Consider the following 24,053-nt stretch of genomic DNA (forward strand, 5'->3'; position numbering starts at 1 on the left):
TTTCGATTCAGCCCCCCTGCCGACCGTCCTCAGAACGCGTCGATCTTCAGGTTCTGGCGCTGAACCACGTTTTTCCAGCCTTCAAAATCTTTCCGCAGGAAGCTCGCCAGCGCGGCGGGTGTGCCTGTGGCGGGCTCCAGCGCGTCCAGCGCCAGGCGGGCTTTCACCTCCGGCATGTCCACCAGTTGCGCGAGCGCCGTGTTGAGCCGCTCCACCACCGACGCGGGGGTGTCGCGTGGCGCCATCAGGGCGAAATAGTTCAGCACGTCAAAACCGGACAAGCCGGCCTCGGCCATGCTGGGCACCTGCGGCAGGGCCGGGCTGCGGCGCTCGCTGGTGACCGCCAGGGCCTTGAGCCGGCCGTCGCGGATGTAGGGCGCGAGGGCGGGAATGGTGCCGGTCAACAGCTGGATCTCGCCCGACAGCGCGTCGATGGTGGCGGGCGCGATGCCGCGGTAGGGGATGTGCGTGATGAAGGTGCCGGTGCGCGCCTTGAGCGACTCCAGCACCAGGTGGTTGATGCCGCCGACACCGGCCGAGCCGTAGTTGAGCGCGCCGGGGCGCTGGCGGGCCAGGGCCACGAGTTCCTGCAGTGTGTTGGCCGGCAACCGGTTGTTGGCCGCCCAGACCAGCGGGCCCTGGGCGATCATGCCCACCGGCGCGAAGTCGGCCAGGGGGTCGTAACCGGCGCCGGGCAAGGCCGCAGGCACGGTGGTGAAGGGCGCGGCCGCCAGCAGCAGGGTGTGTCCGTCGGGTGCGCTTTGCGCCACCGCCTGGGCGCCCAGCGCGCCTGACGCGCCCACCCGGTTTTCCACCACCACCGCGACCTTGAGCAACTCGGCCAGCTTGGCCGCCACCAGGCGCCCCATGGCATCGGTGCCGGCGCCGGGCGCGAAGGGCACGATGATCTTGATGGGCTGCTCGGAAATGCCAGCGGCCTGGCTGGCGAGCCCGCTCAGCCCCAGGGAAGCGACGGCCAGGTGGCGGAGGAATGTGCGGCGGTGGGGTGCGTGGAAAGACATGGTTTCAACTCCTGATCCGGGTCCGGTGACCGGGTTGTGACCACTGTACGCAGCCCGTGTGAAAACGGAATGACGTCCGTCTCAGGTCGCGGCCGCGTTCAACCAGGCGACGGCGCCCTGGCCGGCGGCCACGCCGCTGGCCAGGCAGGCGGTGAGCAGGTAGCCCCCGGTGGGCGCTTCCCAGTCGAGCATTTCACCCGCGCAGAACAGGCCCGGCGCGGTTTTCACCATCAGGTGTTCGTCCAGCGCCTCCCAGCGCACACCGCCCGCGCTGCTGATGGCCTCATCGATCGGGCGTGGCGCGACCAGCGTGATGGGCAGCGCCTTGATGGCCGCGGCCAACCGTGCGGTGTCGTGAAGCGTGTCTTTGTCGAGGCATTCGTTCAGCAGCGCCATCTTGATGCCGTCCAGACCCAGGCGGCTCTTGAGATGACCCGAGAGGCTGCGCGAGCCGCGGGGGTGCGCCACCTGGGTCAGCACGTGTTCCGCACCGCGGTCGGGCAGCAGATCGAGCTCGAACGTGGCGCGGCCGTTGCGGGCGATCTCGTCGCGCAGCAGGCCGGAGGCGGCATAGACCAGGCTGCCCTCCACACCGGTGGCGGTGGCGACGAATTCCCCCTTGCGCTGAAAATGCCGACCCTGGCTGTCGGTGAACCGGATGGCCACGGATTTGAACGGCTGCCCCGCAAAGCGGCTGGCGAAATGGGGGCTCCAACCTGCGGCGATGCCGTGCACGGCCGACCCCGCCACGTCAAAACCGCAATTGGCGGGCTGCAGGGGCGCCACGTCGATGCCGGCCTGCCGCAACCACGGCACCCAGGCGCCATCGGAGCCCAGACGGGCCCAGCTCGCGCCGCCGAGCGCGAGCACGGTGGCGCGGGCATGCACCCGCAGCGCACCGTGTGGAGTCGCCAGGCACAGGGCCGGGGCTGCGGTCCCGTTGGCGGCCCAACCCTGCCAGCGGTGCCGCATGTGGAACACCACCGGCGGCCCGCCGGCTTCGGGACGGCGCAGGCGCTGCAGCCAGGCGCGCAACAGCGGCGCGGCTTTCATGTCGGTCGGGAAAATCCGCTGCGAGGTGCCGACGAAGGTCTCGATGCCCAGTCCCGCCGCCCAGTCGCGCACCGCCTGCGGGCCGAAAGCCTGCAGCAGGGGGCGCAGCGCTTCGGCGCGCTCGCCGTAGCGGCCGATGAAGGCCTCCAGCGGTTCGGCATGGGTCAGGTTCATGCCGCCCTTGCCCGCCAGCAGGAACTTGCGGCCCACCGAGGGCATGGCGTCGAACAGGTGCACCTGCCGACCCGCCCGGCTCAGCACCTCGGCCGCCATCAGCCCGGCGGGGCCGCCACCGATGACGGCCACGTCGACGCTCAGCGCCGGCAAGCCGGCGCCGGCCGTGGTCGGGGTGGCATGGGGCTGGGTGTCTGCGTCTGAATCGGTCATGGGGTCTGGGGTTCGGCCGGCAGTGCGATCAGCCGGCCCATGGGGTTGATGAAGGCCAGGCGCAGTGGCGCACCGGGGCGTGCCTGGGCCATGGCCTGCTGGTAATGGCGCATCTGCGCGACCAGTTCGGGTTGGCGCTCGGGGTGTTCGGCGCTTTTGAAATCGAGCACCCACCAGATGCCGCTGGCGCGCTCGCGCACCAGCCGGTCCAGCCGCAGCAGCGCGCCCTGGTGAAACAGTTCGACTTCGTTGCCCCAGTGGTCGAGCCACTCGGCGTCCCAGGCCCAGGCCGCTTCGCCGGCCACGATGCGCTGCGCCATGGCCAGCGCCTCGCGCGCCTGGGCCGGGTCCAGCGCAAATTCGCGCGCGACGGCCTGGAGGTGCTCGCCGGTCCAGTCAAAGCCCTGGGCCGGCGTGGGCCGCCATTGCAGCAGGCGGTGCAGCGCCAGCCCGAGGCGGGTCGCTGCGTCGTCCACCGGCGGCGCGGGGCTGACCGCTGCGCCTGCGGCCTCGCGCGGCACGCTCACCGGGGGCAAACCGGGCAAATTGAAGGCGCCGTTATGGGCCGTGTGGGGTGTCCCGTCAGCGGCTGGTGGCGGCGCGTCCACCATGTTGGCCAGCGGCTGCAGGCGCTGGTACCAGCTGGTGGCGCTGCCGCGCTGATGGGGCTCGAAGCTGGAGATCACCAGCCGCTCTTCGGCCCGCGTCAGGGCCACGTACAGCGCATTGAGCTCTTCCAGCGCGCGCGCCTGCTGCTCCAGTTCCAGCGCACTGGCGGCGCAGGCGGGGGGCGACTTTTCGCTGGCGAGAAACACGAAACGGCGCGGCGCGGCATCTTCGCCGGGCCAGTCCACCAGCACCCCCATGTTCTCGGGCCGCGAGGGGCCGGCGTCGGTGTCGAGCATGAGCACGGTGTGGGCTTCCAGGCCCTTGGCGCCGTGGATGGTGAGCAGCCGCACGGCGCCCGGGGTCTGGCTCGGCGTGGCCTTGATGCCACCGGCCTTGAGCGCGCGCACCAGGCGGTAGGGCGAGAGAAAACGCCCGCCGTCCTGCGCCAGCGACTGCGCCAGCAGATCGCGCAACTGGGCCAGGGTCGCACCGCGCTGGCTGGGCGGCACGGCCTGGGCGAACCGTGCGAGCACGTCGCCGTGGTCGTACAGGGCCGAGAGCGCGTCGTGCGGCGGCAGGCTGTGGACCCAGGCGCGGTACCGCGCCAGCCGCTCGGCCGTGGCGCAGAAGTCGCGCGCCTGCTCGTGGGCTTGTTGCGGATCGCCACCCGGCCGCAGCAACAGACCGGGCTGCTCGTCCGACGGCGTGCCGGCGAAGCGCTGCAGCACATCCCACCACGACGGCTTCGCAGGGGCCGGCGTGGCACCGCCGTCGGCCCGCACCGTCCAGCGCTGGCGCAGCCGCGCCAGCTGGGCCAGCGCGTCGTCGCTCCAGCCAAACAGGGGCGACTTGAGCGCGCGCGCCAGGCTCAGGTCGTGCCGCGGCGAGACCAGCGCATCGAGCAGGGCCACCACGTCCTGCACGGCGGGCGCTTCGCAGAGGTCGAGCTTCTCGGGCTGCTCGCTGGCGATACCGCGTTCGAGCAAGGCGTCGTGCATCCAGGCCAGGCGCTCGCGCCGGCGCGAGAGCACCATCACGTCGTCGGCCTGGATGCGGCCCGAGGCGATCTCGGCCGCCACCCAGTCGGCCGCCTGGCGCGCTTCCAGCGCAGACATGGTGTCTTCGGGCAGCAGACGCGGCGTGGTCAGGCTGTCGCGCCAGAGTGGCTCATCGCCTTCCCCGCCCGCAGCCCGTTCGCGCAGGCTGCGCGCGAGCTGGGGCAAGGCGATCACCTCGCCGGGCCGCGTGCTTTCGGTGGTGTGGGCGCGGTAGCCACTGCTGTAGTCACCCGCCTCCACCGCGGCCAGCATGGCGCTGTTGAGCGTGGCGACCACGCCCTGCGCGCAGCGGCGGGTGTGGTCGCAGCTGAGCAGCGCCCCCGACAGTCCCTGCACCACAAAGGCCTGCGCGGCCTTGAACACCTGGGGCTCGGCGCGCCGGAAGCGGTAGATGGATTGTTTGGGGTCGCCCACCAGGAACACACACGGCGCCTCGCCCGAACCCGCTCCGGCGTAGGCCGAGAGCCAGCCGTACAGCGCCTGCCATTGCAGCGGGTTGGTGTCCTGGAATTCGTCGATCAGCACGTGGCGCACACGCGCGTCCAGCCGTTGCTGCATCCAGCCGGAGAGTTCGGCGTCGCCCAACAGGCGCAGGGCCGCGCCTTCGACGTCGTTCATGTCCACCCAGCCGCGCTCGCGCTTGAGTTCGGCGTAGGCCACGAGCAGCACGCGGGTCAGGCGGGCCATGCGCTGGTGGTGCTGCCACGCGGCCTGCTGCAGGGTGGCGCCGTGCAGGCGCAGCGCGAACTCCTGCGCGGCCCGCACCGTTTCGATGCCCGCGATCTTTTCGCCGAACTTGCGCGCCTTGTTGTCCTTGGTGAGCAGCGCGTCCAGCACGCCCTGGAAGCGGCGCGCCGTCAGGGCCTGTTCAAGCTCCACACCCTTGGCCGAAAACGTGGGCGCGCTGGCCGCGCCGAGCGCGCGCGCGGCCGCCCACAGCGTATCGTGCGGTGCGTCGCCGGCTTCGATGGCCTGAGCGGGGGTGTCGAACGCGGCCAGCTCGGGGTACACGGCGCCGAAGGGCTCCACCGAGCTGTCCACCACCCCGGCGGCATCGGCCAGTGCGAACTCCACCCGCTTCTGCAGCGCGTTGCCCAGCGCCTTGAGGGTCTGGTGGCGGCCGTGTTCGGCCACGCTGTCCATGAAATCCTGTTTGTCGTCGGCACTGGCCGAGAGCGCGGCGTAAAAACGCGGCCAGACCAGGGCCACGGCCTGGGCATCGTCTTCCAGCAGCTCGTATTGGGCCGGCAGTTGCAGCTCCTGCAACACCGACAGCGGCGCCCCACGCAGCAACGCGGCGAACCAGCTGTGAAAGGTGCGCACCTGCACCGTGCGGCCCAGCGCGGTGACGCGCGCGTGCAGGCCACGCGCCTGCGGCAGGCGCCGCGCGGCATCGGCCTCGGACAGGCCACGGGCGCGCAGTTCAGCGGCCAGCGCGTCGTCCGGCAAATGGGCCCAGCGGCGCAGCTCGCTGTTGAGCCGGTCGCGCATTTCGCCCGCGGCCTTCTTGGTGAAGGTGATGGCCAGGATGTCTTGCGGCGCGCAACCATCGAGCAGGGCGCGCAGGATGCGCGAGACCAGCATCCAGGTCTTGCCCGCGCCAGCACAGGCTTCCACCGCGATGCTGCGCGCCGGATCGCAGGCCAGCGCGTAGAACGCTTCGCGTGGCACCTGGGCGCCGTTGATGCGGTAGGCGGCGGGGGTCATGTCCAGAAGTCCTTGCGGCACAGACCGCGCGCGGCGCAGAAGTCGCACACCCGGCCCTCGCCCAACGCGGGCATGGGCTGGCCGGCGGCGACACGCGCCATGTCGTGCGCCAGGCCCTCGCGCAGCTGCTCGCGCGCCATCAGCACGTCGGGCTGTTCCACCAGCAGGGTCGGCGCCTCCCGGGCGTCGCCACGTTTGTCGGTGATGCTGAGGTAGGCGGCGCGCAGGTTTTCGTCCGGCAGCAGCGCGGCGTAAAAAGCCAGTTGGGTGTCTTCCAGCGGCTCCTTCACGCGCTCCAGGGTGCCGGGGCGGCCCTCGGTCTTGTAGTCGATCACGAATGGAATGGCGCCCTCGGGGCTGTCCTGCCGGTCGATGCGGTCGAGCTTGCCGTAGAGCTTCCAGGGTCCCGCCTGGGCGGTCAGCGCGGCTTCGGCCCGCTCGAAGCGAGGGCCCGCCCGCCCTTCGGCCGCTTCGAAACCGGCGAGCCAGTCCAGGTAGCCGTCGCGCAGCGCGGGCCAGACCGCCTGGTACGGCAGGAAGCCGGCCCCGCCCTCCCCGGCGTTGAGCCCCATGGCCTCGGCCGTGCTGTCGGCCAGCCGGTCCAGCGCATCGCGGTCGGCCGCCGTGCCGGGCCGGGCGTCGCCACGCTGTTCGTGAAAAGCGCGCAACACGGCGTGCAGCCAGTTGCCCATGTCGCGTTGGTCGGGCTCTGCCTCGAGCTCGGGCGCCTCGGCCAAGCGCAGCTGGCGCAAGGCAAAAAACCGGTAGGGGCAGTCGCGCAGGTCCTGGTAGGCACTGGCGGAAAGTGACTCGGGCAACACGTCGCCGGCCGACGGCTGGGGGCGCGGCTGGGGCAACGGATCGAGCAGTCGGGCCACACGTGGATCGGCGGCAGATTCGATTGCCGACAAGGCCTGCACCCAGGCACTGGGCAGCACCGTCTCGCCGCGCTCCTGCGTGCGCCACAACACATCGAGCCGTGGCATCGCCAACACGGCCTGCCAGGCCTGGGCCGCGGCCTCGGCCAGCGCTTCGCGCGTGGGCAGGCCCAGGGCCTCGCGCTGTGCCGTGGTCCACAGGCCCGGTGGCTCCGGGCTGGGGTTGAGGTGCGCCTCGTCGCAACCGGGCACCACCGTGGCGGCGAAACCGCGGCCCAGCAATTGCGCCATGGGCAGGATCACCACCGCGGCCTCGCCTTCGCTGCGGGGCATGAAGCTCGCGCCTTCAAGCACGTCGCGCACCCAGGCGGTGAAGGCCGCGAGCGACAGGCGAGCGCCCGAGCGCCCCGGCGCTCGCGCGGCCGGGGCATCCGTCGCGGCGCCCGAAAGCGCCTCGCTCACCAGCCCGAGTTCCTGCGCCGCGCCATCGCCCAGCCGCAAGGCCTGGAGCATTTGCTGGCCCGCCGGGTCGCTCTGCAGCCGCTCCCACAGCCCGCAGGCCTGGAGCGCCGCGGCCAGGTCCGTCAGCCAGGGCACCAGGGCGCGCGCCGGCTGCAGCCCTTCCAGCAGGGTCGGCAGCCCCTCGGGCAACGCGGGGGCCAGGCGGGGCGACCGCAGAGCGGCGCGCCAGAGCGACACCCCGGCGTCGCGGGCGAGCTGCTCCAGCAACTGCACCTGCGCTTCGGGCCAGGCCGAGGCCTGCTTGAGCAGGTCCAGCACGTCGTCCATGCGGGCCCGGGCATCGGCCGCTCGCAGCAGGCTCATCAGCTCGGCCGCCGCGTGTGTGGTCGAGAGCTTCCAGCCGGTCTCGTCGCGCACGGTCAGGCCCGCGCCGTGCAGCATGGCGCTGACGCGGCGCGTGAGCAGGCGGTCGTTCGCCACCAGGGCCACCGGCACCTGCCCGGCGTTGATGCGCTCGATCACGCAGGCGGCGGCGCGCTGGGCCTCGTCTTCCGCATCGCCGCAGGCGTGCAGGCGCGGCGGCGGGCCGAAGGCCACGGCGTCGCTTGCGGCCTCGTGCAGCGACAGCGCCGTCGCGCGAACGCCCCAGTGGCTGGCCAGCGCGCTGGCCAGCGGGTCGTGCTGGAAGCCCTGCAACACGACCAGGGCATCGGCACCCGTCCCCGGCACGGCCAGCGGACCCCACAACACGTCGGTGGCGTAGGCGGAGGTGCTCGCCCAGGCCAAAGCCAGCGTGGCCAACAGGGCCTCCCAATGCAGGGCTTGCTGGGCGGGCTCGATCGTTTCGCGCAGACGCTCGGCCCAGGCCAGGCGCTGTTCGGGTGGCACGGCGGCGGCCAGCGGAGCGAGTTGACGTGCGGCCTCCACCAGGCGGGCCACCATGACCGAGCGCAACGACGGATCGGTGCGACCCTGGGCCACGCGGTCAATGAAAGCGGCCGCCACCAGGCTGTCGCGCGCCATGTCCATGCAGAGATCGGTCGGACCCGGCAGGAACGGCTGCAGCGACGCGGCCCAGTTGCGGCTGGACTCGAACCGGGGAGGGAAACCGCTGGGGTGGGCCTGCGCCCAGGCGCGCCGCCCGGCGTCCATGAGCTGGGCGTACGGCACCAGCACAAGGGTGCGACCGGCGTCGGCCTGGCACCGGTCCATGGACGTTTCGATGCGTGCGATCACCGCGTCCCAACGCAACGACACAGGGTGTGGCGTGGGCCCGGCACCGGACAGGCCCGCAGTGGCGTCACCGGGTTCTGGGAACAGGCTGGCAGGCGTCATGGATCGGGGGTTTCTGTCACAATGGAGCGAATCACGCCCCTGGGGGTATGTGCGGTACATACCGGCCTGTGATGCGCGTGCCCAAACTTTAACCTCCCTGTTCAACGTTCTTAGGATGAATCATGGCCAGCGACCTGATCAAACACGTTTCTGATGCAAGCTTCCAGGCCGATGTGCTCGACGCACAGGCTCCCGTGCTGGTCGACTTCTGGGCCGAGTGGTGCGGCCCCTGCAAGATGATTGCCCCGATCCTGGACGAAGTGGCCGGCTCGTACGACGGCAAACTCAAGGTCACCAAGATGAACGTGGACGACAACCGCGATGTGCCCGCCAAGTTCGGCATCCGCGGCATCCCCACGCTGATGCTGTTCAAGGATGGCCAGTTGGCCGCCACCAAAGTGGGCGCCATGAGCAAGGCCCAGCTCACCGCCTTCATCGACCAGCAACTCGCCTGATCGTCGGCCCGCAGCCCGCAAGACCCGCCCAGGTGCAATGCCCGGGCCTTGATTTCCGGGCTGCACTTTTCCTGTCATAATTTGCGGCATCGCTGGCCAGACAAAGACCAGCCCTCTCATTGCGTACCGTCCGACAACCGGACGCCAGCGCCCCCTCCCCCGATTTTTTGACTCAACTCCCTCACGGAGTGAATTCCATGCACCTCAACGAACTCAAGGCACTGCACGTGTCTGAAGTCCTCAAGCAGGCTGAAGCACTTGAGATCGAGAACACTGGCCGCATGCGCAAACAGGAACTCATGTTTGCCATCATCAAGAAGCGCGCCAAGGGCGGCGAACTGGTGAACGCCGACGGTGTGCTCGAGGTTCTGCCCGATGGTTTTGGTTTCCTGCGCGCGCCGGACACCAGCTACACCGCCAGCACCGACGACATCTACATTTCGCCCAGCCAGATCCGCCGATTCAATCTGCACACCGGCGACATGATCGAGGGCGAGGTGCGCATCCCCAAGGACGGCGAGCGCTATTTCGCGCTGAACAAGCTCGACAAGATCAACGGCCTGCCCCCCGAGGACAACAAGCACAAGATCATGTTCGAGAACCTGACGCCGCTGTTCCCCAAGGAACAGATGCGCCTGGAACGCGACATCAAAAGCGACGAGAACATCACCGGTCGCGTCATCGACATCATCGCCCCCATCGGCCGCGGCCAGCGCGCCCTGATCGTGGCACCGCCCAAGAGCGGCAAGACGGTCATGATGCAGCACATCTGCCACGCCATCACCGCCAACCACCCCGAGGTGGAACTGATGGTGCTGCTGGTGGACGAACGCCCGGAAGAAGTGACCGAAATGCAGCGCACCGTGCGCGGCGAGGTCATTGCATCCACCTTCGACGAGCCCGCCGCGCGCCACGTGCACGTGGCCGAGATGGTGATCGAGCGCGCCAAGCGCCTGGTCGAACTGAAAAAAGACGTGGTGATCATGCTCGACTCGATCACCCGCCTGGCCCGCGCCTACAACAACGTGCTGCCCTCGTCCGGCAAGGTGCTGACCGGTGGCGTCGACGCCAACGCCCTGCAGCGCCCCAAGCGCTTCTTTGGCGCCGCCCGCAAGATCGAGGAAGGCGGCTCGCTCACCATCATCGCCACCGCGCTGGTCGACACCGGTAGCCGCATGGACGAAGTGATCTTTGAAGAATTCAAGGGCACCGGCAACTGCGAAATCCACCTCGACCGCCGCCTGTACGAAAAGCGCGTCTTCCCCTCGATCCAGCTCAACCGCAGCGGCACCCGCCGTGAAGAACTGCTGCTGCAGCCCGAGATCCTGCAGAAGACCCGCATCCTGCGGCAGTTCATGTACAACATGGACGAAATCGAGGCCATGGAGATGGTCTTGAAGAGCATGAAGTCGACCAAGAACAACTCCGAGTTCTTCGACATGATGCGACGGGGTGGATAAAGCTCCCCCCGCGCCGCCTTCGGCGTCACCCCCCAGGGGGCAACACCTGCGGCCCGGCAAAGCCGGTTCCGCGGTGTTCTGGGTTTCAGGCATCTCGCTCTGGCCAGGTCCATTCTCCAGGCTATAATCAGCGGCTTTATTAATTTGCGACAAGTACAGCGGAATGGTTCCGTTGCGGCTGCCGCACCTGACCTCAAGGAAACGTCATGAAAGACGGCATTCACCCCAACTACCGCGAAGTCTGTTTCGTGGACCTGTCGAACAACTTCCAGTTCGTGACGCGCTCCTGCGCCAACACGAAGGAAATGATCAAGCTGGAAGACGGCCGCGAACTGCCGCTGTACAAGCTCGATACTTCCAGCGAGTCGCATCCCTTCTACACCGGTACGCAGAAGAGCGTGGACAACATGGGTGGTCGCGTGGAACGTTTCCGCAACCGCTACGGCAAGGGAACCCCGGCCGCCAAATAAGCTGGCCGCAGTCTGGAACCTCTGGGTTCCTGCAGTCTCCTGCAAAAGCAGCCGGTCACCCCGGCTGCTTTTTTTTGCACTGTCTCTCTGACATCTCTCTGAAAAAGGCCAGGCGACACCCGCTACCAGGACACCCGGCCAAGCCTTGTCCGCCCTCTTGAGCCCTGTATATTCCCCGCAGTGAACCCGACCACCCCCGCCATCGTCAGTCAGACGGCCGTGCGCCGCCTGCCCCGGCTTGCACTCATCCTGTTCTGCGTCGCCTACGTGCTGCCCGGTTTCCTGGGGCGCGAGCCTTGGAAGAACGCCGACGTGACGGCATTCGGCGTGATGCTGGAGATGGCGGCCGGCCACAGCGGCTGGTGGCAGCCTCAGGTCCTGGGCTGGGCGGTGGAAGAGGCCGGCCCCCTGCCCTACTGGCTGGGCGCCATCTTCATCCAGTGGTTGCCGCTGCTGCCCGCCGACCTCGCTGCGCGCGTTCCTTTTGCGCTGTTGCTGGCCCTGACCCTGATCTGCACCTGGTACAGCGTCTACCACCTGGCCCGCCAGCCGGCGGCTCAGCCGGTGAGCTTCGCGTTCGGCGGTGAGGCCAACCCGCTGGACTACGCGCGCGCCCTGGCCGACGCCGGACTGCTGGCCCTGGTGGCCTGCCTGGGCTTGGCCCAGCTTTCACACGAAACCACACCCGATCTGGCCCGCCTGGCCATGGTTTCGGCCATGCTCTATGCAGCGGCCAGCCTAGCGCATGTGACATCGCGCCACCCGTGGCGCGCGGTGCTGGTGTGGGGACTGGCCGCACTGGGCCTGGTGTTCAGTGGTGCGCCCTGGACCATGATCCTGCTGGGGAGCGGCCTTCTGGTGATTGTGTTGGTGGCCCGCCAGACGCAGGCCAGAGCGGAGTCCGACGGCGGCTCCTTGGGCGCCGCCGCTCCCCCTTGGGCGGACCCATGGCTGTGGTCCGTCGCACTGCTCGTGATCGTGTTGGCCGTGTCGTCACTGGCGGGGCAGATGCCCATGCCCAGCCTGCCGACCCTGCCCGATCCGATGAACTGGCCCAGCTGGGGGCGCCTGCTGGTGTGGTTCACCTGGCCCGCCTGGCCTCTGGTGCTCTGGACGCTGTGGCGCTGGCGCCGCCAGCTTTTCCGGCCCCACGTGGCCCTGCCCTTGTGGGCCACACTGGTGGGCGTGGCCGCCAGCGCCCTGTCCGAACGGCACGACCGCACGCTGCTGTTGGCCCTGCCTGCGCTGGCCGCACTGGCCGCGTTTGCGCTGCCCACGCTGCGACGCAGCATGTCGGCGCTGATCGACTGGTTCACATTGATCTTCTTCACCGGTTGCGCCCTGATCATCTGGGTGATCTGGTTCGCCATGCAGACCGGCATGCCCGCCAAACCGGCGGCCAACGTGGCACGGCTGGCCCCGGGTTTTGTGCCCGAGTTTTCCTGGCTGCTGTTCGGGCTGGCCCTGCTGGCCTCCGCCGCCTGGGTCTGGCTGGTGGCCTGGCGTGTCGGCCAGCACCGCGAGGCCATCTGGAAAAGCCTGGTGTTGCCTGCCGCGGGCAGCACGCTGTGCTGGCTGCTGCTCATGACCTTGTGGCTGCCGCTGCTCGACTTCGGACGCAGCTACGGCCCGATTTCGCGCCGCATCGCCAGCATGGTGCCCGCGGGCAGCTGCGTGATCGCCGATGGGCTCACACAGGCCCAGATCGCGGCGCTGCAATACCACGGCCGCCTGCGGCTGGTGCGGAGCACCAGCGGGCCGGCCCCGGCCTGTCGCATGCTGGTGGTGGCACCCGCGAGCCAACCCACGCTGGACGAGCGGATCACCCTCACACAATGGGCCTACCGGGCCAAGGTGCGCCGACTCACCGACAACAAGGAAAGTCTTTTGATCTACCGACGGGTTGGCGGCTGAGCGCGGATGCTTGCCTCAGCCGGTGACCCGCTCGCGCACACGCGAAGCGGGTAGCACCACCTGGAAGGTCGAGCCCTGCCCCGGCGTGCTCTGCACCTCCACCTGACCGCCATGGCGCTGGGTCACGTGTTTGACGATGGCCAGGCCCAGGCCGGTGCCGCCGGTTTCGCGTGAACGGCTGCGGTCCACACGGTAAAAGCGCTCGGTCAGGCGCGGCAGGTGTTCGGCCGCGATGCCCGGGCCCGTGTCGGTGACGAAAAACTCGCCCCCGCCATCGGGCCGCAAACGCCAGCCAGCCTCAATCTGGCCGCCACCGGGTGTGTAGCGCACCGCGTTGCTGAGCAGATTGGACATGGCGCTGAGCAGCTCGGTCTTGGCGCCCGAGACCCAGAACGGGGTCGAAGCAACGGCGCGGATCTCGTGTGGCGGCTGTGCAATCGCCTGCGTCAGGCCCTGCGCCTCCTGAATCACGTGCGTGAGCAGTTCCCCGCTGTCAATCCACTCGCCCGGCCCCGGCGCCGGACTGCCTTCCAGGCGTGAGAGCGTGAGCAGATCGCTCACCAGCGTCTGCATGCGCTGCGCCTGCTGGCTCATCAGGCCCAGGTAGCGCGCGCGATCGTCCTCTTCGAGCGGAATGCTCTGCATGGTTTCCACGAAGCCGCTGAGCACCGTGAGCGGCGTGCGGATCTCGTGCGACACGTTGGCCACGAAATCGCGGCGCATGGCTTCGGCCAACTGCACGGCGGTGACATCGCGCGTGAGCACAAGCTTGCGCTTCTTGCCGTATGGGTGGATCTGCAGCGATATCTTCGCCGGCTGCGAGGGGCGCACACCCGGGCCATCGATCTGTATCTCGTGGCTGAAATCGCCACCGGCCATGTAGGCCGTGAACGCCGGCGCGCGCACCATGTTGCGCACGTACTGGCCCAGATCGCGCTGGGGGTCGAAGCCCAGATGGGCCGCCGCGGTGAGGTTGGACCACTCGATGCGCCCTGCGGAATCCAGCAGCACGACGCCGTTGGGCGAGGCCTGGATGGCGGCGAGGAAATCCTCCAGCCGGGCGTCGCTGTTCTGCGCCTTCTTCTCCAGTTTCTTGATCAGCTTGCGGCAGCGTTCGACCAGTTCGCCCCAAGTGCCCGACACATGGGGGGAACGTGAGGCATCGGCCTTGTTGAGCCAGCGCAGCACGCTGCGTGCACGCAGGCCGTCGAAAATGCTCCAGACCAGCGCACCCACCAGGGCACCGGCAAACGTCCAGGCCGCTGCGTCGTGGGCCCAGCCCCACACCGCTCCCAGCGCCACCAGGAGCAGCAGCTCGATCGCACGCCGCGTCATGCGGTGGCGGTGTCTGTGCCCTGGGCCGGACGTCCCGTGGAGTTCAACGCCGTGAGGCGGTAGCCAGCGCCGCGCACGGTCTCCACCATGCCCGCGGCTTCGCCCAGTGATTCCCTCAAACGTTTGACATGCACGTCCACGGTTCGCTCCTCGATGAAGACATGATCTCCCCAGATCTTGTCAAGCAGCGTACCACGGGTGTGCACCCGCTCAGCGTGCTTCATGAGGTAGTGCAGGAGCTTGAATTCGGTCGGACCGACCTTGAGTTCGGCCCCGCGAAACGTGATGCGGTAGGTGCCCGCGTCCAGGGACAGATCGCCCACCTGCACCGAGTCTTTCACGATCTCGGGCGCGCGGCGGCGCAGCACGGCGCGGATGCGCGCGAGCAGTTCCTGGGTGGAGAACGGTTTGGTGATGTAGTCGTCCGCCCCGGCATCGAGTCCCTGCACCTTGTCGGACTCGTCGCTGCGCGCGGTCAGCATGAGAATCGGCACGGTCTTGGTGCGCTCCTGCTTGCGCCACTGGCGCGCCAGTGTGGCTCCGCTCTCGCCGGGCAGCATCCAGTCGAGCAGGATCACGTCGGGCAGCACCGCATCGACCTCGCGCTGAGCCGCCGCGCCGTCGAACACCACGGTGGGTGCAAACCCGTTGTGCCGCAGGTTGACGGCGATCAACTCGGCGATCGCCGGCTCGTCCTCCACGACCAGCACGCGTGGCAGTTTTCTCACGACAGAAACCCCTGATTCAGGACGGGCTGCGGCTGGCGCCCTCCACCCAGGGGGGAGACGCGGAGCGGCGCGGGGGGTGTTCTCTTGCTCATCCGACCACCGACTCCACCTTGTCCATGGACGTGTGGCGCACGTCCTCGCCCATCACGATGAAGATGATCTGCTCGGCGATGTTCTTCGCGTGGTCGCCCACGCGCTCGATCGACTTGGCCAGGAACAGCAGGTCCAGGCTGGGCGAGATCGTCCGGGGATCTTCCATGATGTAGGTGATCAGCTTGCGCATGAAGCCGTTGTACTCGTCGTCGATCTGGTGATCTTCCTTGATGATGGACACGGCCATGGCGGTGTCGAGCCGGGCGAACGAATCCAGCGTCTTGCGCAGCAGAGCCGCGGCCAGATCGGCCGCCACGCGCAGCTCCTTGCTCGGCAGATTGCGCGGCGAGCCGCTCTGGATGATCGATTTGACCATGCGCGCGATGCGCGCCACCTCGTCACCGGCGCGCTCCAGGTTCTGCGTGGTGCGCGAAATGGCCATCAGAAAGCGCAGATCGCGCGCCGTGGGTTGCCTCCGGCCGATGGTGGAGATGATCTCGTGATCGATCTGCATTTCCATCTGGTTGATTTTTGCCTCATTGGCCAGCACCTGGTCGGCCGACTCGGTGCTCAGGTTGACCAGCGCGTACACCGCCTGGTGCAGCTGCGATTCGACCAGCCCGCCCATTTCCAGGACGTGGGTGGAGATGGAGTTCAGTTCCGCGTCGAACTGGCTGGAGATGTGTTTGTCGCTCATGAAAGCACTCCCGTTACACGAATGGATGAACGTTGGGCCATGTCAGCCGAACCGTCCGGTGATGTAGTCCTCGGTCTCTGTCTTGGTGGGCTTGAAGAAGATCTGTTCGGTGGCACCGAATTCGATCAGCTCACCCAGGTACATGTAGGCGGTGTAGTCGCTGCAGCGCGCGGCCTGCTGCATGTTGTGCGTGACGATGGCGATGGTGTAGTCCTGCTTGAGCTCGTGCACCAGTTCTTCCACCTTGCCGGTGGAGATCGGGTCCAGCGCCGAGGTCGGCTCATCGAGCAACAGCACCGAGGGCTTGACCGCCACGCTGCGCGCGATGCACAGGCGCTGCTGCTGGCCGCCGGAGAGCGACAGGCCGCTCTGGTTGAGCTTGTCCTTCACCTCGTTCCACAGGGCCGCCTTCGTCAGCGCCCACTCGACCCGGTCGTCCATGTCGTCGCTGCTCAGATTCTCGTAGAGCTTCACGCCGAAGGCGATGTTGTCGTAGATCGACATCGGGAACGGTGTGGGCTTCTGGAACACCATGCCGATGCGGGCGCGCAGCAGGTTGATGTCCTGCTTGTCGTCCAGGATGTTCTGGCCGTAGAAGTTGATCTGGCCTTCGGCGCGCTGGCCCGGGTACAGGCTGTACATGCGGTTGAGCGTGCGCAGCAGTGTGGACTTGCCACAGCCCGACGGGCCGATGAAGGCCGTGACCTTGCGTTCCTCGATGTTCATGTTGACCTGCTTGAGGCCCTGGAACTTGCCGTAGAAAAAATTCAGGTTGCGCAGTTCCAGCGCGTTCCTGGCGGGCGTGGCGGTGTTGGTCATGGGTCAGATCCAGAAGAAATGGAATATGGCGGTAGCGGTGGCCAGGTGGACGGGCCTCAGGCGGTGTTCTTCTCGCGCAGGAACACACGGGCCACGATGTTGAGCACCAGCACCGACAGGGTGATGAGCAGCGCGCCGCCCCAGGCCAGGCGGATCCAGTTGTCGTACGGGCTCATCGCGAACTGGAAGATCACCACCGGCAGGTTGGCCATGGGGCGACTCATGTCGGTGCTGAAGAACTGGTTGTTCAGCGCGGTGAAGAGCAGCGGCGCGGTTTCGCCGCTGATGCGGGCCACGGCCAGCAACAGGCCGGTCATGACGCCGCTGCGGGCCGCGCGCAAGGTCACCATGGTGGCGACCTTCCAGCGCGGCGCGCCCAGCGCGAAGGCCGCTTCGCGCAGGCTGCCGGGCACCAGGCGCAGCATGTTTTCGGTGGTGCGCACGACCACCGGGACGGCGATCAGCGACAGCGCCAGCGTGCCGGCCCAGCCCGAGAAGGTGCCCACCGTGGCCACCGCGATGGCATACACGAACAGACCCAGCACGATGGAAGGTGCCGACAGCATGATGTCGGTGACGAAGCGGGTCAGCTCGGCGGTCTTGCTCTGGTCGCCGTATTCGGCCAGGTACACCCCGGCCAAGATGCCGATCGGGGTGGACACCAGCACCGAAAAACCGACCATCAGCAGGCTGCCGACGATGGCGTTGGCCAGGCCACCGCCTTCGGTGCCCGGCGCGGGGGTGGACTGGGTGAACATGTTCCAGTCGAGCGCGGCAACGCCGTTGCTGAACAGCACGACCAGAATCCACAACAGCACCGCGAGGCCCAGCGCCATGGACGCCATTGACAGGGTCAGACCGATGGCGTTGGTCCAGCGGCGCTGGCGGTAGAGCGATTGATTGAGTTCCATGTTCTTGTGTGGGTATGGGAGTGTCAGAGACCCTTGGCCTTTTCGGCCCGCAACAGCATCCACTTGGCCAGGCCGAGCACGATGAAGGTGATGACGAACAGCAGGAAACCCAGCGCGAACAGCGCGGAGATGTGGAAGTCGGCCGCCTCACCAAACTCGTTGGCCAGCGTGGACGCGATCGAGGTGCCGGGTGAAAACAGCGAGGTGGGCATGCGGTTGGCGTTGCCGATCACGAAGGTGACCGCCATGGTCTCGCCCAGCGCACGGCCCAACCCCAGCATGACCCCGCCGATCACGCCCTTTTGCGTGTAAGGCAGCACCACCTTGCGCACCACTTCCCAGGTCGTGCAGCCCAGGCCGTAGGCCGATTCGCGCAGGATGGGTGGCACGATCTCGAACACGTCGCGCATCACCGCCGCCACGAAAGGCAGCACCATGAACGCCAGCACGATGCCCGCGGCCAGAATGCCGAAACCGTTGGTGCTGCCGCCGAACAGGAAACCGATCAGCGGCATGCCACCCAGCACGTTCTGCATCGGCACCTGGGCGTAGTCGGCGAACAGCGGCGCGAACACGAACAGACCGAACATGCCGTAGATGATGGACGGCACGGCCGCCAGCAGCTCGATGGCGGTGCCCAGCGGGCGGCGCAGCCAGGTGGGGCAGGTTTCGGTCAGGAACAGCGCGATGCCGAAGGCCAGCGGCACGGCGATCAGCAGCGCGATGGTGGCGCTGGCCAGGGTGCCCACGATGGCGATCGCGGCACCGAACTCTTCGTTGATGATGTCCCACTCAACGTACCAGATGAACTTCAGGCCGAATTTCTGGAACGCCGGCCAGGCGTTGATGAACAGCGAAACGATGATGCCCAGCAGGGCCATCAGCACCAGCAGCGAAAAGCCCTGGGTCAAACGGTGAAAGACGATGTCCTGGAGTCGTTGCCTTCTGGCGATCGACACCATGTTGGGGTTGCCCGTTTCAAGGGGCATGCTTGGCGCATTCATGGTAGTTCCCATGCTCATGTTGACTCCCGTCGGTTGGCTTCGAACCCACCACAAAACAGCATCCGCCGGCGAGCTCAGCGCCGGCCGGCGGATGTCTTCTTACCCGGTCCGGTTTATTTCTGGACCTGGTTCCAGACCTTGGCGCGGATCTGATCGGTCAGGGAGTCGGGCAGCGGCACGTAATCGAGGTCGGAAGCCAGCTGCTTGCCGTTCTTGAAGGCCCAGTCGAAGAACTTGAGCGCTTCGGCGGACGCCACCTTGTCGGCAGGCTGCTTGTACATCAGGATAAACGAAGCGGTGCTGACGGGCCAGCTCTCGGCGCCCTTGGCGTTCACCATGGACACGCCCATGCCCGGCACGCTGAACCAGTCAGCGCCGGCCGCGGCGGAGGCGAAGGTCTTGTCGTCAGGACTGACGTACTTGCCTTCGGCATTCTGCAGCTGCATGAAGTTCATCTTGTTCTTCTTCACGTAGGCGTATTCCACGTAACCCAGCGCACCCTTGACGCGGTTCACGTTGGCGGCCACGCCTTCGTTGCCCTTGCCACCCACCGACGAAGCGGCGGGCCACTTGACGGCGGCGCCCTTGCCGACCTTGTCCGCCCAATCCTTGCTGATGGTCGTCAGGTAGTCGGTCCAGTTGTAGGTGGTGCCCGAACCATCGGCGCGGTGCACGATGGTGATGGCCTGGTCGGGCAGCTTCTTGCCCGGGTTCAGTGCGGCCAGCTTGGGGTCGTTCCAGTTGCTGATGTTGCCCAGGAACATGTCGGCCAGCACGGGGCCGGTCACGCGCAACTCGCCCGGCTTGAAGCCTTCCAGGTTCACCACGGGCACGGTGCCACCGATGATGGCCGGGAACTGGACCATGCCGTCCTTGTCCAGCTCTTCACCCTTGACCGGGGCGTCCGAGGCACCGAAGGTCACGGTCTTGGCGCGGATCTGCTTGAGACCACCCGAAGAGCCGATGGACTGGTAGTTCAGACCCGTGCCGGTGGCTGCCTTGTAGGCTTCGGCCCACTTGGCGTAGACCGGGAACGGGAAGGTGGCGCCGGCACCGGTGATGTCGGCGGCCAGGGCCGAGCCCATGGCCATGGAGGCGAATGCCGCAGCGGCGATGGTTTTCAGCAGGGTGCGTTTGGTGTTCATGGAAGTCCTCGCGTTGGTTGAAGCAGATTCACAACCCGGACTCTAGGGAGTCAATGTGACATCTCTGTGACATTCACAAGACCGTTTCCCGAATCGACGTGGCCGCCCCTCCCCGCCGAAAAAAACGGACCCTGCAACACGGGCCGCGGGCCGATACACTGCGCAACCCATCTGGAGCCCCCATGAGCAAAGTCACGATTTACCACAATCCGAAATGCGGAACCTCCCGCAACACGCTGGCCATGATCCGCAACAGCGGCACCGAACCCGAGGTGATCGAGTACCTGAAAACCCCGCCCGACCGCGCGACCCTGTTGCGGCTGATCGCCGACAGCGGCCTGGGCGTTCGCGACCTCATGCGCAGCAAGGAAGCCCTGTGCAAAGAGCTGGGGCTGGACGATCCCCGGCGCAGCGACGAAGAGCTGATCGCCGCCATGCTGGCCCACCCGATCCTGATCAACCGGCCCATCGTGGTCACGCCGCTCGGCACCCGCCTGTGCCGCCCGTCCGAACAGGTGTTGGACATCCTGCCCCAGCCGCAGCGCGGCGCATTTGCCAAGGAAGACGGCGAGCCGGTGGTGGACACGGCGGGGCGGCCGGTCAAGGCCGCTCGCTGACCCGCTCGTTGACGCGGGGTACCCAATCGTGCCGGCCGGGCGCGCCGGCTGGATGCGTCACAGGGGGCGCACGTCGCCGCACAGCGGCATGAAGGGCTCGCGCACGGCCTGCAGCGTCACGTGGGTGATCTCGAAGCGCTCGTGCAGCAGATCGGTGGCGGCGCGGTAGAACGCATCGTCCGGGTGGCCCTTGGGGGTCACCAGATGCGCCGTCATGGCGATCTGCGAGGTGCCCATGGCCCAGACGTGCAGGTCGTGCACCTGCGTCACCCCGGGCAGGTCCAGCAGGCTCTGGCGCACGGCCATCAGGTCCACGCTGTCGGGCACACCGTCAAACAGCAGGTGCAGCGACTGACGAAACAGCGTCCAGGTGCCGAACAGGATCACCGCCGCAATCACCAGGCTCACCACCGGGTCCAGCCAGGCCCAGCCCATCCACAAGGTGAGCGCGCCCGCCACCACCACACCGACGGACACCAGCGCGTCCGCCGCCATGTGCAGAAAGGCGCCGCGGATGTTCAGGTCCCTTTCGCCGCCTCGCATGAACAGCAGCGCGGTGACCGTGTTCACCACAATGCCCACCCCCGCCACCGCCATGATGGTCACCCCTTCGGCGCCCGCCAGCGGGTCGGGGGACATCAGGCGCCCCACCGCTTCCCAGGCCAGCGCACCAATGGCCACCAGCAGCAGCAACGCGTTGGCAAGGGCGGCCATGATGCCGCCGCGCTTCCAGCCGTAGGTATGGCGGGCGTTGGGGCGCAGCCTGCCCGCCAGCGCCCCACCCCAGGCCAGCACCAGCCCGGCCACATCGCTCAGGTTGTGCCCGGCATCGGCCAGCAGCGCCAACGAATTGATCTTCCAGCCATAAAACGCTTCGATCACCACGAAGACGGTGTTGAGCCCGATGCCGATGGCAAAGGCCCGGCTGAAGTTGGCGGGCGCGTGGTCGTGGTGATGGTCGTGGCCGGTGTTCATGCGGATGTTCAGGTGGCGCGATGCACCGAGCATCGCACGCCCGCGCGCTGCGTCAAGCCGGGTCACCACGGCTTGGGCCGGGGTGCAAGGTTCGTCGCAGCCGGCAGCCCGCTGCGACCGTCCGGGGCCGCGACGCAGACAAACGGTTTCAATTTTCCGCACGCCCGCGCGGGCGACCGTGGGCGCTGGGGGTGCACTCCATGCGTCACAATCCGGGCTCCTCATCCGACTTCCCGGACCACCGGCCCCCACGGGAGCCGCCGTGGTCATCTCTCCCTATGCAAAACGGAACCCTCCTGGCCGCGATCGACCTCGGCTCCAACAGCTTCCGGCTCGAAATCGGCCGCTTCCACTCGGGCCACATCGAACGCATCGAATACCTGAAAGAGACCGTCCGCCAGGGCAGCGGCCTGGACGAAAACAAGGTGCTGAACCAGGCCTCCATGCAGCGCGGCTGGGAGTGCCTGGCCCGCTTTGCCGAGCGTCTGCACGGTTTCAAGAAACAGCAGGTGCGCGCCGTGGCCACGCAGACCCTGCGCGAAGCCAAGAACCGCGACGAATTCCTGCGCAACGCACAAGCCATCCTGGGCTTTGCCATCGAAGTCATCTCGGGCCACGAAGAAGCCCGGCTGATCTACCAGGGCGTATCGCGCCTGCTGCCGCAATCCGACGAAAAGCGCATGGTGGTGGACATCGGCGGGCGCTCCACCGAAATGATCCTGGGCGAAGGCTACGAAGCCCGCCGCATGGAGTCGTACCGGCTGGGCAGCGTGGCCTGGTCCACGCGCTACTTCCCCAAGGGCCAGTTCACCGCCCCCACCTTCAAGACCGCCGAAGTCGCGGCCAAGGCGGTGCTCGACGAGGCGCTGGACACCTTCCCTCCTTCGGAATGGAACGTGGCCTACGGCTCCTCGGGCACGGTGGGCGCGGTGGCCGACATCCTGGCCGCCAACGGCTGGGCCTCCGGCGTGATCACCCGTTCCGGGCTGGACTGGCTGGTGGAGCGGCTGATCAAGGCCGGCAACCTGGAACAGGTCCGGCTCGACGGGCTCAAGGACGACCGCCGGGCCGTGCTGGGCGGCGGCGTGAGCGTGTTGCGCGCCATCTTTGACCTGTTCGACATCCAGCAGATGCTGCCCGCGCAGGGCGCGCTGCGCCAGGGCGCCCTGTACGACCTGATCGACCGCGACACCCACGGCGGCGACGTGCGCGAGCGCACCGTGCGCTGGCTTGCCGAGCGCTTTTCCGTTGACGAAGCCCAGGCGCAGCGGGTCAGCACGGTGAGCACCGCCCTGTTCTCCCAGATCGCCGCGGTGGACGCGCAGAACGAACGTTATTCGCAGAAGCTGGCCTGGGCCGCGCGCCTGCACGAGATCGGCACCCACATCTCGCACGATCGCTCGTACCACCACGGCGCCTACATCCTGGACAACGTGGACGCACCCGGCTTTTCCTTCCCCGAACTGCACCGCATGAGCCAGCTGGTGCTGGGCCAGCGCGGCAAGCTGCGCAAGCTGGAGCAGGCGCTGGGCGACGAGCTGTTCGCCAAACAGCTCATGAGCCTGCGGCTGGCGGTGCTGCTGTGCCATGCGCGCCAGATGCCCGAACACGAGTCGGTGAAGCTCAGCTTCAAGCCCGGCGCGTTCAGACTCGCCACCAACCCGGGCTGGGCCAAGCGCTACCCACAGTCGGCCTGGCTGCTGGGAGAAGAGGTGCTGGCCTGGCAAAAAACGGCCTGGAAGTTCACCGCGGACATCCGGTGATGCCGTGAGGCGGTGATGCCGGGGCCTGCGCCAGCGGCATGGCCGCCCTGCCCGCCCGGACCGCGCCGAGAGGCGGTTCCGATATTGTTATAAACTGTATATACCGTTTATACCTTTATGGAGCTTCCCCATGGCCAGCAAGAACACCGCCAAGACCCCCAAACTCGTGCGCGACAGTTTCACCATCCCCAAGGCCGAATACGCCGTCATCGACCTGCTCAAGACCCGCGCCATCGCGCTGGGCACCTCGGTGAAGAAAAGTGAATTGCTGCGCGCCGGCCTCACCGTGCTCAAGGGCCTGAACGACGGCGCCTTCAAGTCCGCCCTGGCCGCCGTGCCCACCCTCAAGACGGGCCGCCCCAGCGCCAAGGGCAAGGGCCCCGCCAAGGCATCCGCCAAAGCCGCACCGCCCGCTCCGACGACCGCGATCCCTTCGGTGCCCGCGGCGGCCAAACCCGCAACCCCCAAGGCAACGGCAACGCCGGTGGTGAAAAAAACCGCTGTGAAGGCCGCAGCGCCCAAAGCCGCACCCAAAGCTGCCACGAAGACCGCAACAAAACCCGCCGCAAAAGCCGCTCCCCGCAAGCCGGCCCAACCCGCCTTGAAGACCCCGGCAAAAGCGGCCACCAGGAAGGTCGCCGCCCAACCGGCGCCTTGAACCACCCTTTTCAGGCCCCGGGGCCGAAGAACAGCTCAATGTCCATTTCGGTCGCCACATCGACCGCGTCCCGGCGCGCGGGAACAAACGCTGTGTGTGAAAGCACCCGGCTGATAGCCTCCATCACCTCGGGCGCTTCCGACGAAGAGAGCACGATCACGTCACGGACCTGACCAAGGTCGTCGATGACCAGCCGCAGGCGGATCGGCAGTCCAGAGAACGTCAGGCCTTGAAGCTGCTCCAGGTCTGGGGCCGACCGTGGCATGGGGGCTCGCAGTCCCTCCCCGGCAACTTCCTGGGTCACATTGTCGGCCTTGGGCAATGAAGAAGCCACTGAAACGGTGGCCTGCCCTCCTGCCAATGCCTCGCTCTTGGGGTTGGATCTGGGTGAGGCCATGGCCGGAGCTGGAACCGCAGCCGACCGACCACCCCCCTCCGGCAACATACGGGCCTGCACGAACAGGGGCCCGTTCGGAGCCAATGGCCGGACGACGCGCT

The 24,053-nt window shown here is 67.6% G+C and carries 20 protein-coding genes; 7 read left to right on the forward strand and 13 right to left on the reverse strand.

Going from position 1 to position 24,053, the window contains the following annotated elements; genetic code table 11:
- Positions 1 to 29: 29 nt before the first annotated feature.
- The 4 genes from KIH07_RS18120 to KIH07_RS18135 all read right to left on the reverse strand — a co-directional run bounded on the left by KIH07_RS18120 (position 30) and on the right by KIH07_RS18135 (position 8,511).
- The gene (locus KIH07_RS18120; protein ID WP_226493299.1) at positions 30 to 1,022 is read right to left on the reverse strand and encodes a Bug family tripartite tricarboxylate transporter substrate binding protein; all 993 of its coding nucleotides are present in this window, start codon (positions 1,020 to 1,022) and stop codon (positions 30 to 32) included.
- Positions 1,023 to 1,103: 81 nt separating this feature from the next.
- A complete protein-coding gene (locus KIH07_RS18125; RefSeq protein ID WP_226493300.1) occupies positions 1,104 to 2,462 on the reverse strand; it encodes a TIGR03862 family flavoprotein in 1,359 nt (452 codons plus the stop codon).
- Positions 2,459 to 5,836: a UvrD-helicase domain-containing protein gene (locus tag KIH07_RS18130; RefSeq protein ID WP_226493301.1), complete on the reverse strand. Its 3,378-nt coding sequence runs from the start codon at positions 5,834 to 5,836 to the stop codon at positions 2,459 to 2,461. The genes KIH07_RS18125 and KIH07_RS18130 overlap by 4 nt, the downstream gene beginning before the upstream one ends.
- The gene (locus KIH07_RS18135; RefSeq protein ID WP_226493302.1) at positions 5,833 to 8,511 is read right to left on the reverse strand and encodes a PD-(D/E)XK nuclease family protein; all 2,679 of its coding nucleotides are present in this window, start codon (positions 8,509 to 8,511) and stop codon (positions 5,833 to 5,835) included. The genes KIH07_RS18130 and KIH07_RS18135 overlap by 4 nt, the downstream gene beginning before the upstream one ends.
- A 122-nt stretch (positions 8,512 to 8,633) precedes the next feature.
- Here KIH07_RS18135 and trxA point away from each other — a divergent pair, with 122 nt between their 5' ends.
- The 4 genes from trxA to KIH07_RS18155 all read left to right on the forward strand — a co-directional run bounded on the left by trxA (position 8,634) and on the right by KIH07_RS18155 (position 12,810).
- Positions 8,634 to 8,966, forward strand: coding sequence for a thioredoxin TrxA (gene trxA, locus KIH07_RS18140; RefSeq protein ID WP_068168549.1), 333 nt, complete (start codon positions 8,634 to 8,636; stop codon positions 8,964 to 8,966).
- A gap of 197 nt (positions 8,967 to 9,163) precedes the next feature.
- The gene (gene rho / locus KIH07_RS18145; protein WP_068168546.1) at positions 9,164 to 10,426 is read left to right on the forward strand and encodes a transcription termination factor Rho; all 1,263 of its coding nucleotides are present in this window, start codon (positions 9,164 to 9,166) and stop codon (positions 10,424 to 10,426) included.
- Between the two features lie 206 nt (positions 10,427 to 10,632).
- Positions 10,633 to 10,896, forward strand: a complete 264-nt coding sequence (locus KIH07_RS18150) for a type B 50S ribosomal protein L31 (protein ID WP_226493303.1) — start codon at positions 10,633 to 10,635, stop codon at positions 10,894 to 10,896.
- Positions 10,897 to 11,076: 180 nt separating this feature from the next.
- Positions 11,077 to 12,810 carry a hypothetical protein gene (locus KIH07_RS18155; RefSeq protein WP_226493304.1) on the forward strand — a complete coding sequence of 578 codons (1,734 nt, stop codon included), beginning with the start codon at positions 11,077 to 11,079 and terminating at the stop codon, positions 12,808 to 12,810.
- 15 nt (positions 12,811 to 12,825) lie between these two features.
- Here KIH07_RS18155 and phoR read toward each other — a convergent pair whose 3' ends face one another.
- From phoR to pstS, 7 genes are all read right to left on the reverse strand, one after another.
- Positions 12,826 to 14,145 (reverse strand): phosphate regulon sensor histidine kinase PhoR, encoded by a 1,320-nt coding sequence (phoR, locus tag KIH07_RS18160; RefSeq protein WP_226493305.1) that lies wholly within the window; start codon positions 14,143 to 14,145, stop codon positions 12,826 to 12,828.
- On the reverse strand, positions 14,142 to 14,873 hold the full coding sequence (gene phoB / locus KIH07_RS18165) for a phosphate regulon transcriptional regulator PhoB (protein WP_226493306.1): 732 nt from the start codon (positions 14,871 to 14,873) through the stop codon (positions 14,142 to 14,144). The genes phoR and phoB overlap by 4 nt, the downstream gene beginning before the upstream one ends.
- A gap of 88 nt (positions 14,874 to 14,961) precedes the next feature.
- On the reverse strand, positions 14,962 to 15,663 hold the full coding sequence (phoU, locus tag KIH07_RS18170; RefSeq protein WP_226493307.1) for a phosphate signaling complex protein PhoU: 702 nt from the start codon (positions 15,661 to 15,663) through the stop codon (positions 14,962 to 14,964).
- Between the two features lie 42 nt (positions 15,664 to 15,705).
- A complete protein-coding gene (gene pstB / locus KIH07_RS18175; RefSeq protein WP_226493308.1) occupies positions 15,706 to 16,482 on the reverse strand; it encodes a phosphate ABC transporter ATP-binding protein PstB in 777 nt (258 codons plus the stop codon).
- Positions 16,483 to 16,538: 56 nt separating this feature from the next.
- Positions 16,539 to 17,393: a phosphate ABC transporter permease PstA gene (gene pstA, locus KIH07_RS18180; protein ID WP_226493309.1), complete on the reverse strand. Its 855-nt coding sequence runs from the start codon at positions 17,391 to 17,393 to the stop codon at positions 16,539 to 16,541.
- A 23-nt stretch (positions 17,394 to 17,416) separates the two neighbouring features.
- A complete protein-coding gene (gene pstC, locus KIH07_RS18185; RefSeq protein ID WP_413465767.1) occupies positions 17,417 to 18,382 on the reverse strand; it encodes a phosphate ABC transporter permease subunit PstC in 966 nt (321 codons plus the stop codon).
- A gap of 128 nt (positions 18,383 to 18,510) precedes the next feature.
- On the reverse strand, positions 18,511 to 19,542 hold the full coding sequence (gene pstS / locus KIH07_RS18190) for a phosphate ABC transporter substrate-binding protein PstS (protein ID WP_226493311.1): 1,032 nt from the start codon (positions 19,540 to 19,542) through the stop codon (positions 18,511 to 18,513).
- Positions 19,543 to 19,724: 182 nt separating this feature from the next.
- Here pstS and arsC point away from each other — a divergent pair, with 182 nt between their 5' ends.
- Positions 19,725 to 20,159 carry an arsenate reductase (glutaredoxin) gene (gene arsC, locus KIH07_RS18195; protein WP_226493312.1) on the forward strand — a complete coding sequence of 145 codons (435 nt, stop codon included), beginning with the start codon at positions 19,725 to 19,727 and terminating at the stop codon, positions 20,157 to 20,159.
- Between the two features lie 57 nt (positions 20,160 to 20,216).
- Here arsC and KIH07_RS18200 read toward each other — a convergent pair whose 3' ends face one another.
- The gene (locus tag KIH07_RS18200) at positions 20,217 to 21,134 is read right to left on the reverse strand and encodes a cation diffusion facilitator family transporter (RefSeq protein ID WP_226493313.1); all 918 of its coding nucleotides are present in this window, start codon (positions 21,132 to 21,134) and stop codon (positions 20,217 to 20,219) included.
- A gap of 278 nt (positions 21,135 to 21,412) precedes the next feature.
- Here KIH07_RS18200 and ppx point away from each other — a divergent pair, with 278 nt between their 5' ends.
- Positions 21,413 to 22,897, forward strand: a complete 1,485-nt coding sequence (gene ppx, locus KIH07_RS18205) for an exopolyphosphatase (protein WP_226493314.1) — start codon at positions 21,413 to 21,415, stop codon at positions 22,895 to 22,897.
- Between the two features lie 130 nt (positions 22,898 to 23,027).
- Positions 23,028 to 23,555, forward strand: coding sequence for a hypothetical protein (locus tag KIH07_RS18210; protein ID WP_226493315.1), 528 nt, complete (start codon positions 23,028 to 23,030; stop codon positions 23,553 to 23,555).
- A gap of 10 nt (positions 23,556 to 23,565) precedes the next feature.
- Here KIH07_RS18210 and KIH07_RS18215 read toward each other — a convergent pair whose 3' ends face one another.
- Positions 23,566 to 23,952, reverse strand: a complete 387-nt coding sequence (locus KIH07_RS18215; RefSeq protein WP_226493316.1) for an energy transducer TonB — start codon at positions 23,950 to 23,952, stop codon at positions 23,566 to 23,568.
- Positions 23,953 to 24,053: the final 101 nt, after the last annotated feature.

The sequence above is a fragment of the Hydrogenophaga taeniospiralis genome, assembly GCF_020510445.1.
Lineage (GTDB): Bacteria > Pseudomonadota > Gammaproteobacteria > Burkholderiales > Burkholderiaceae_C > Hydrogenophaga.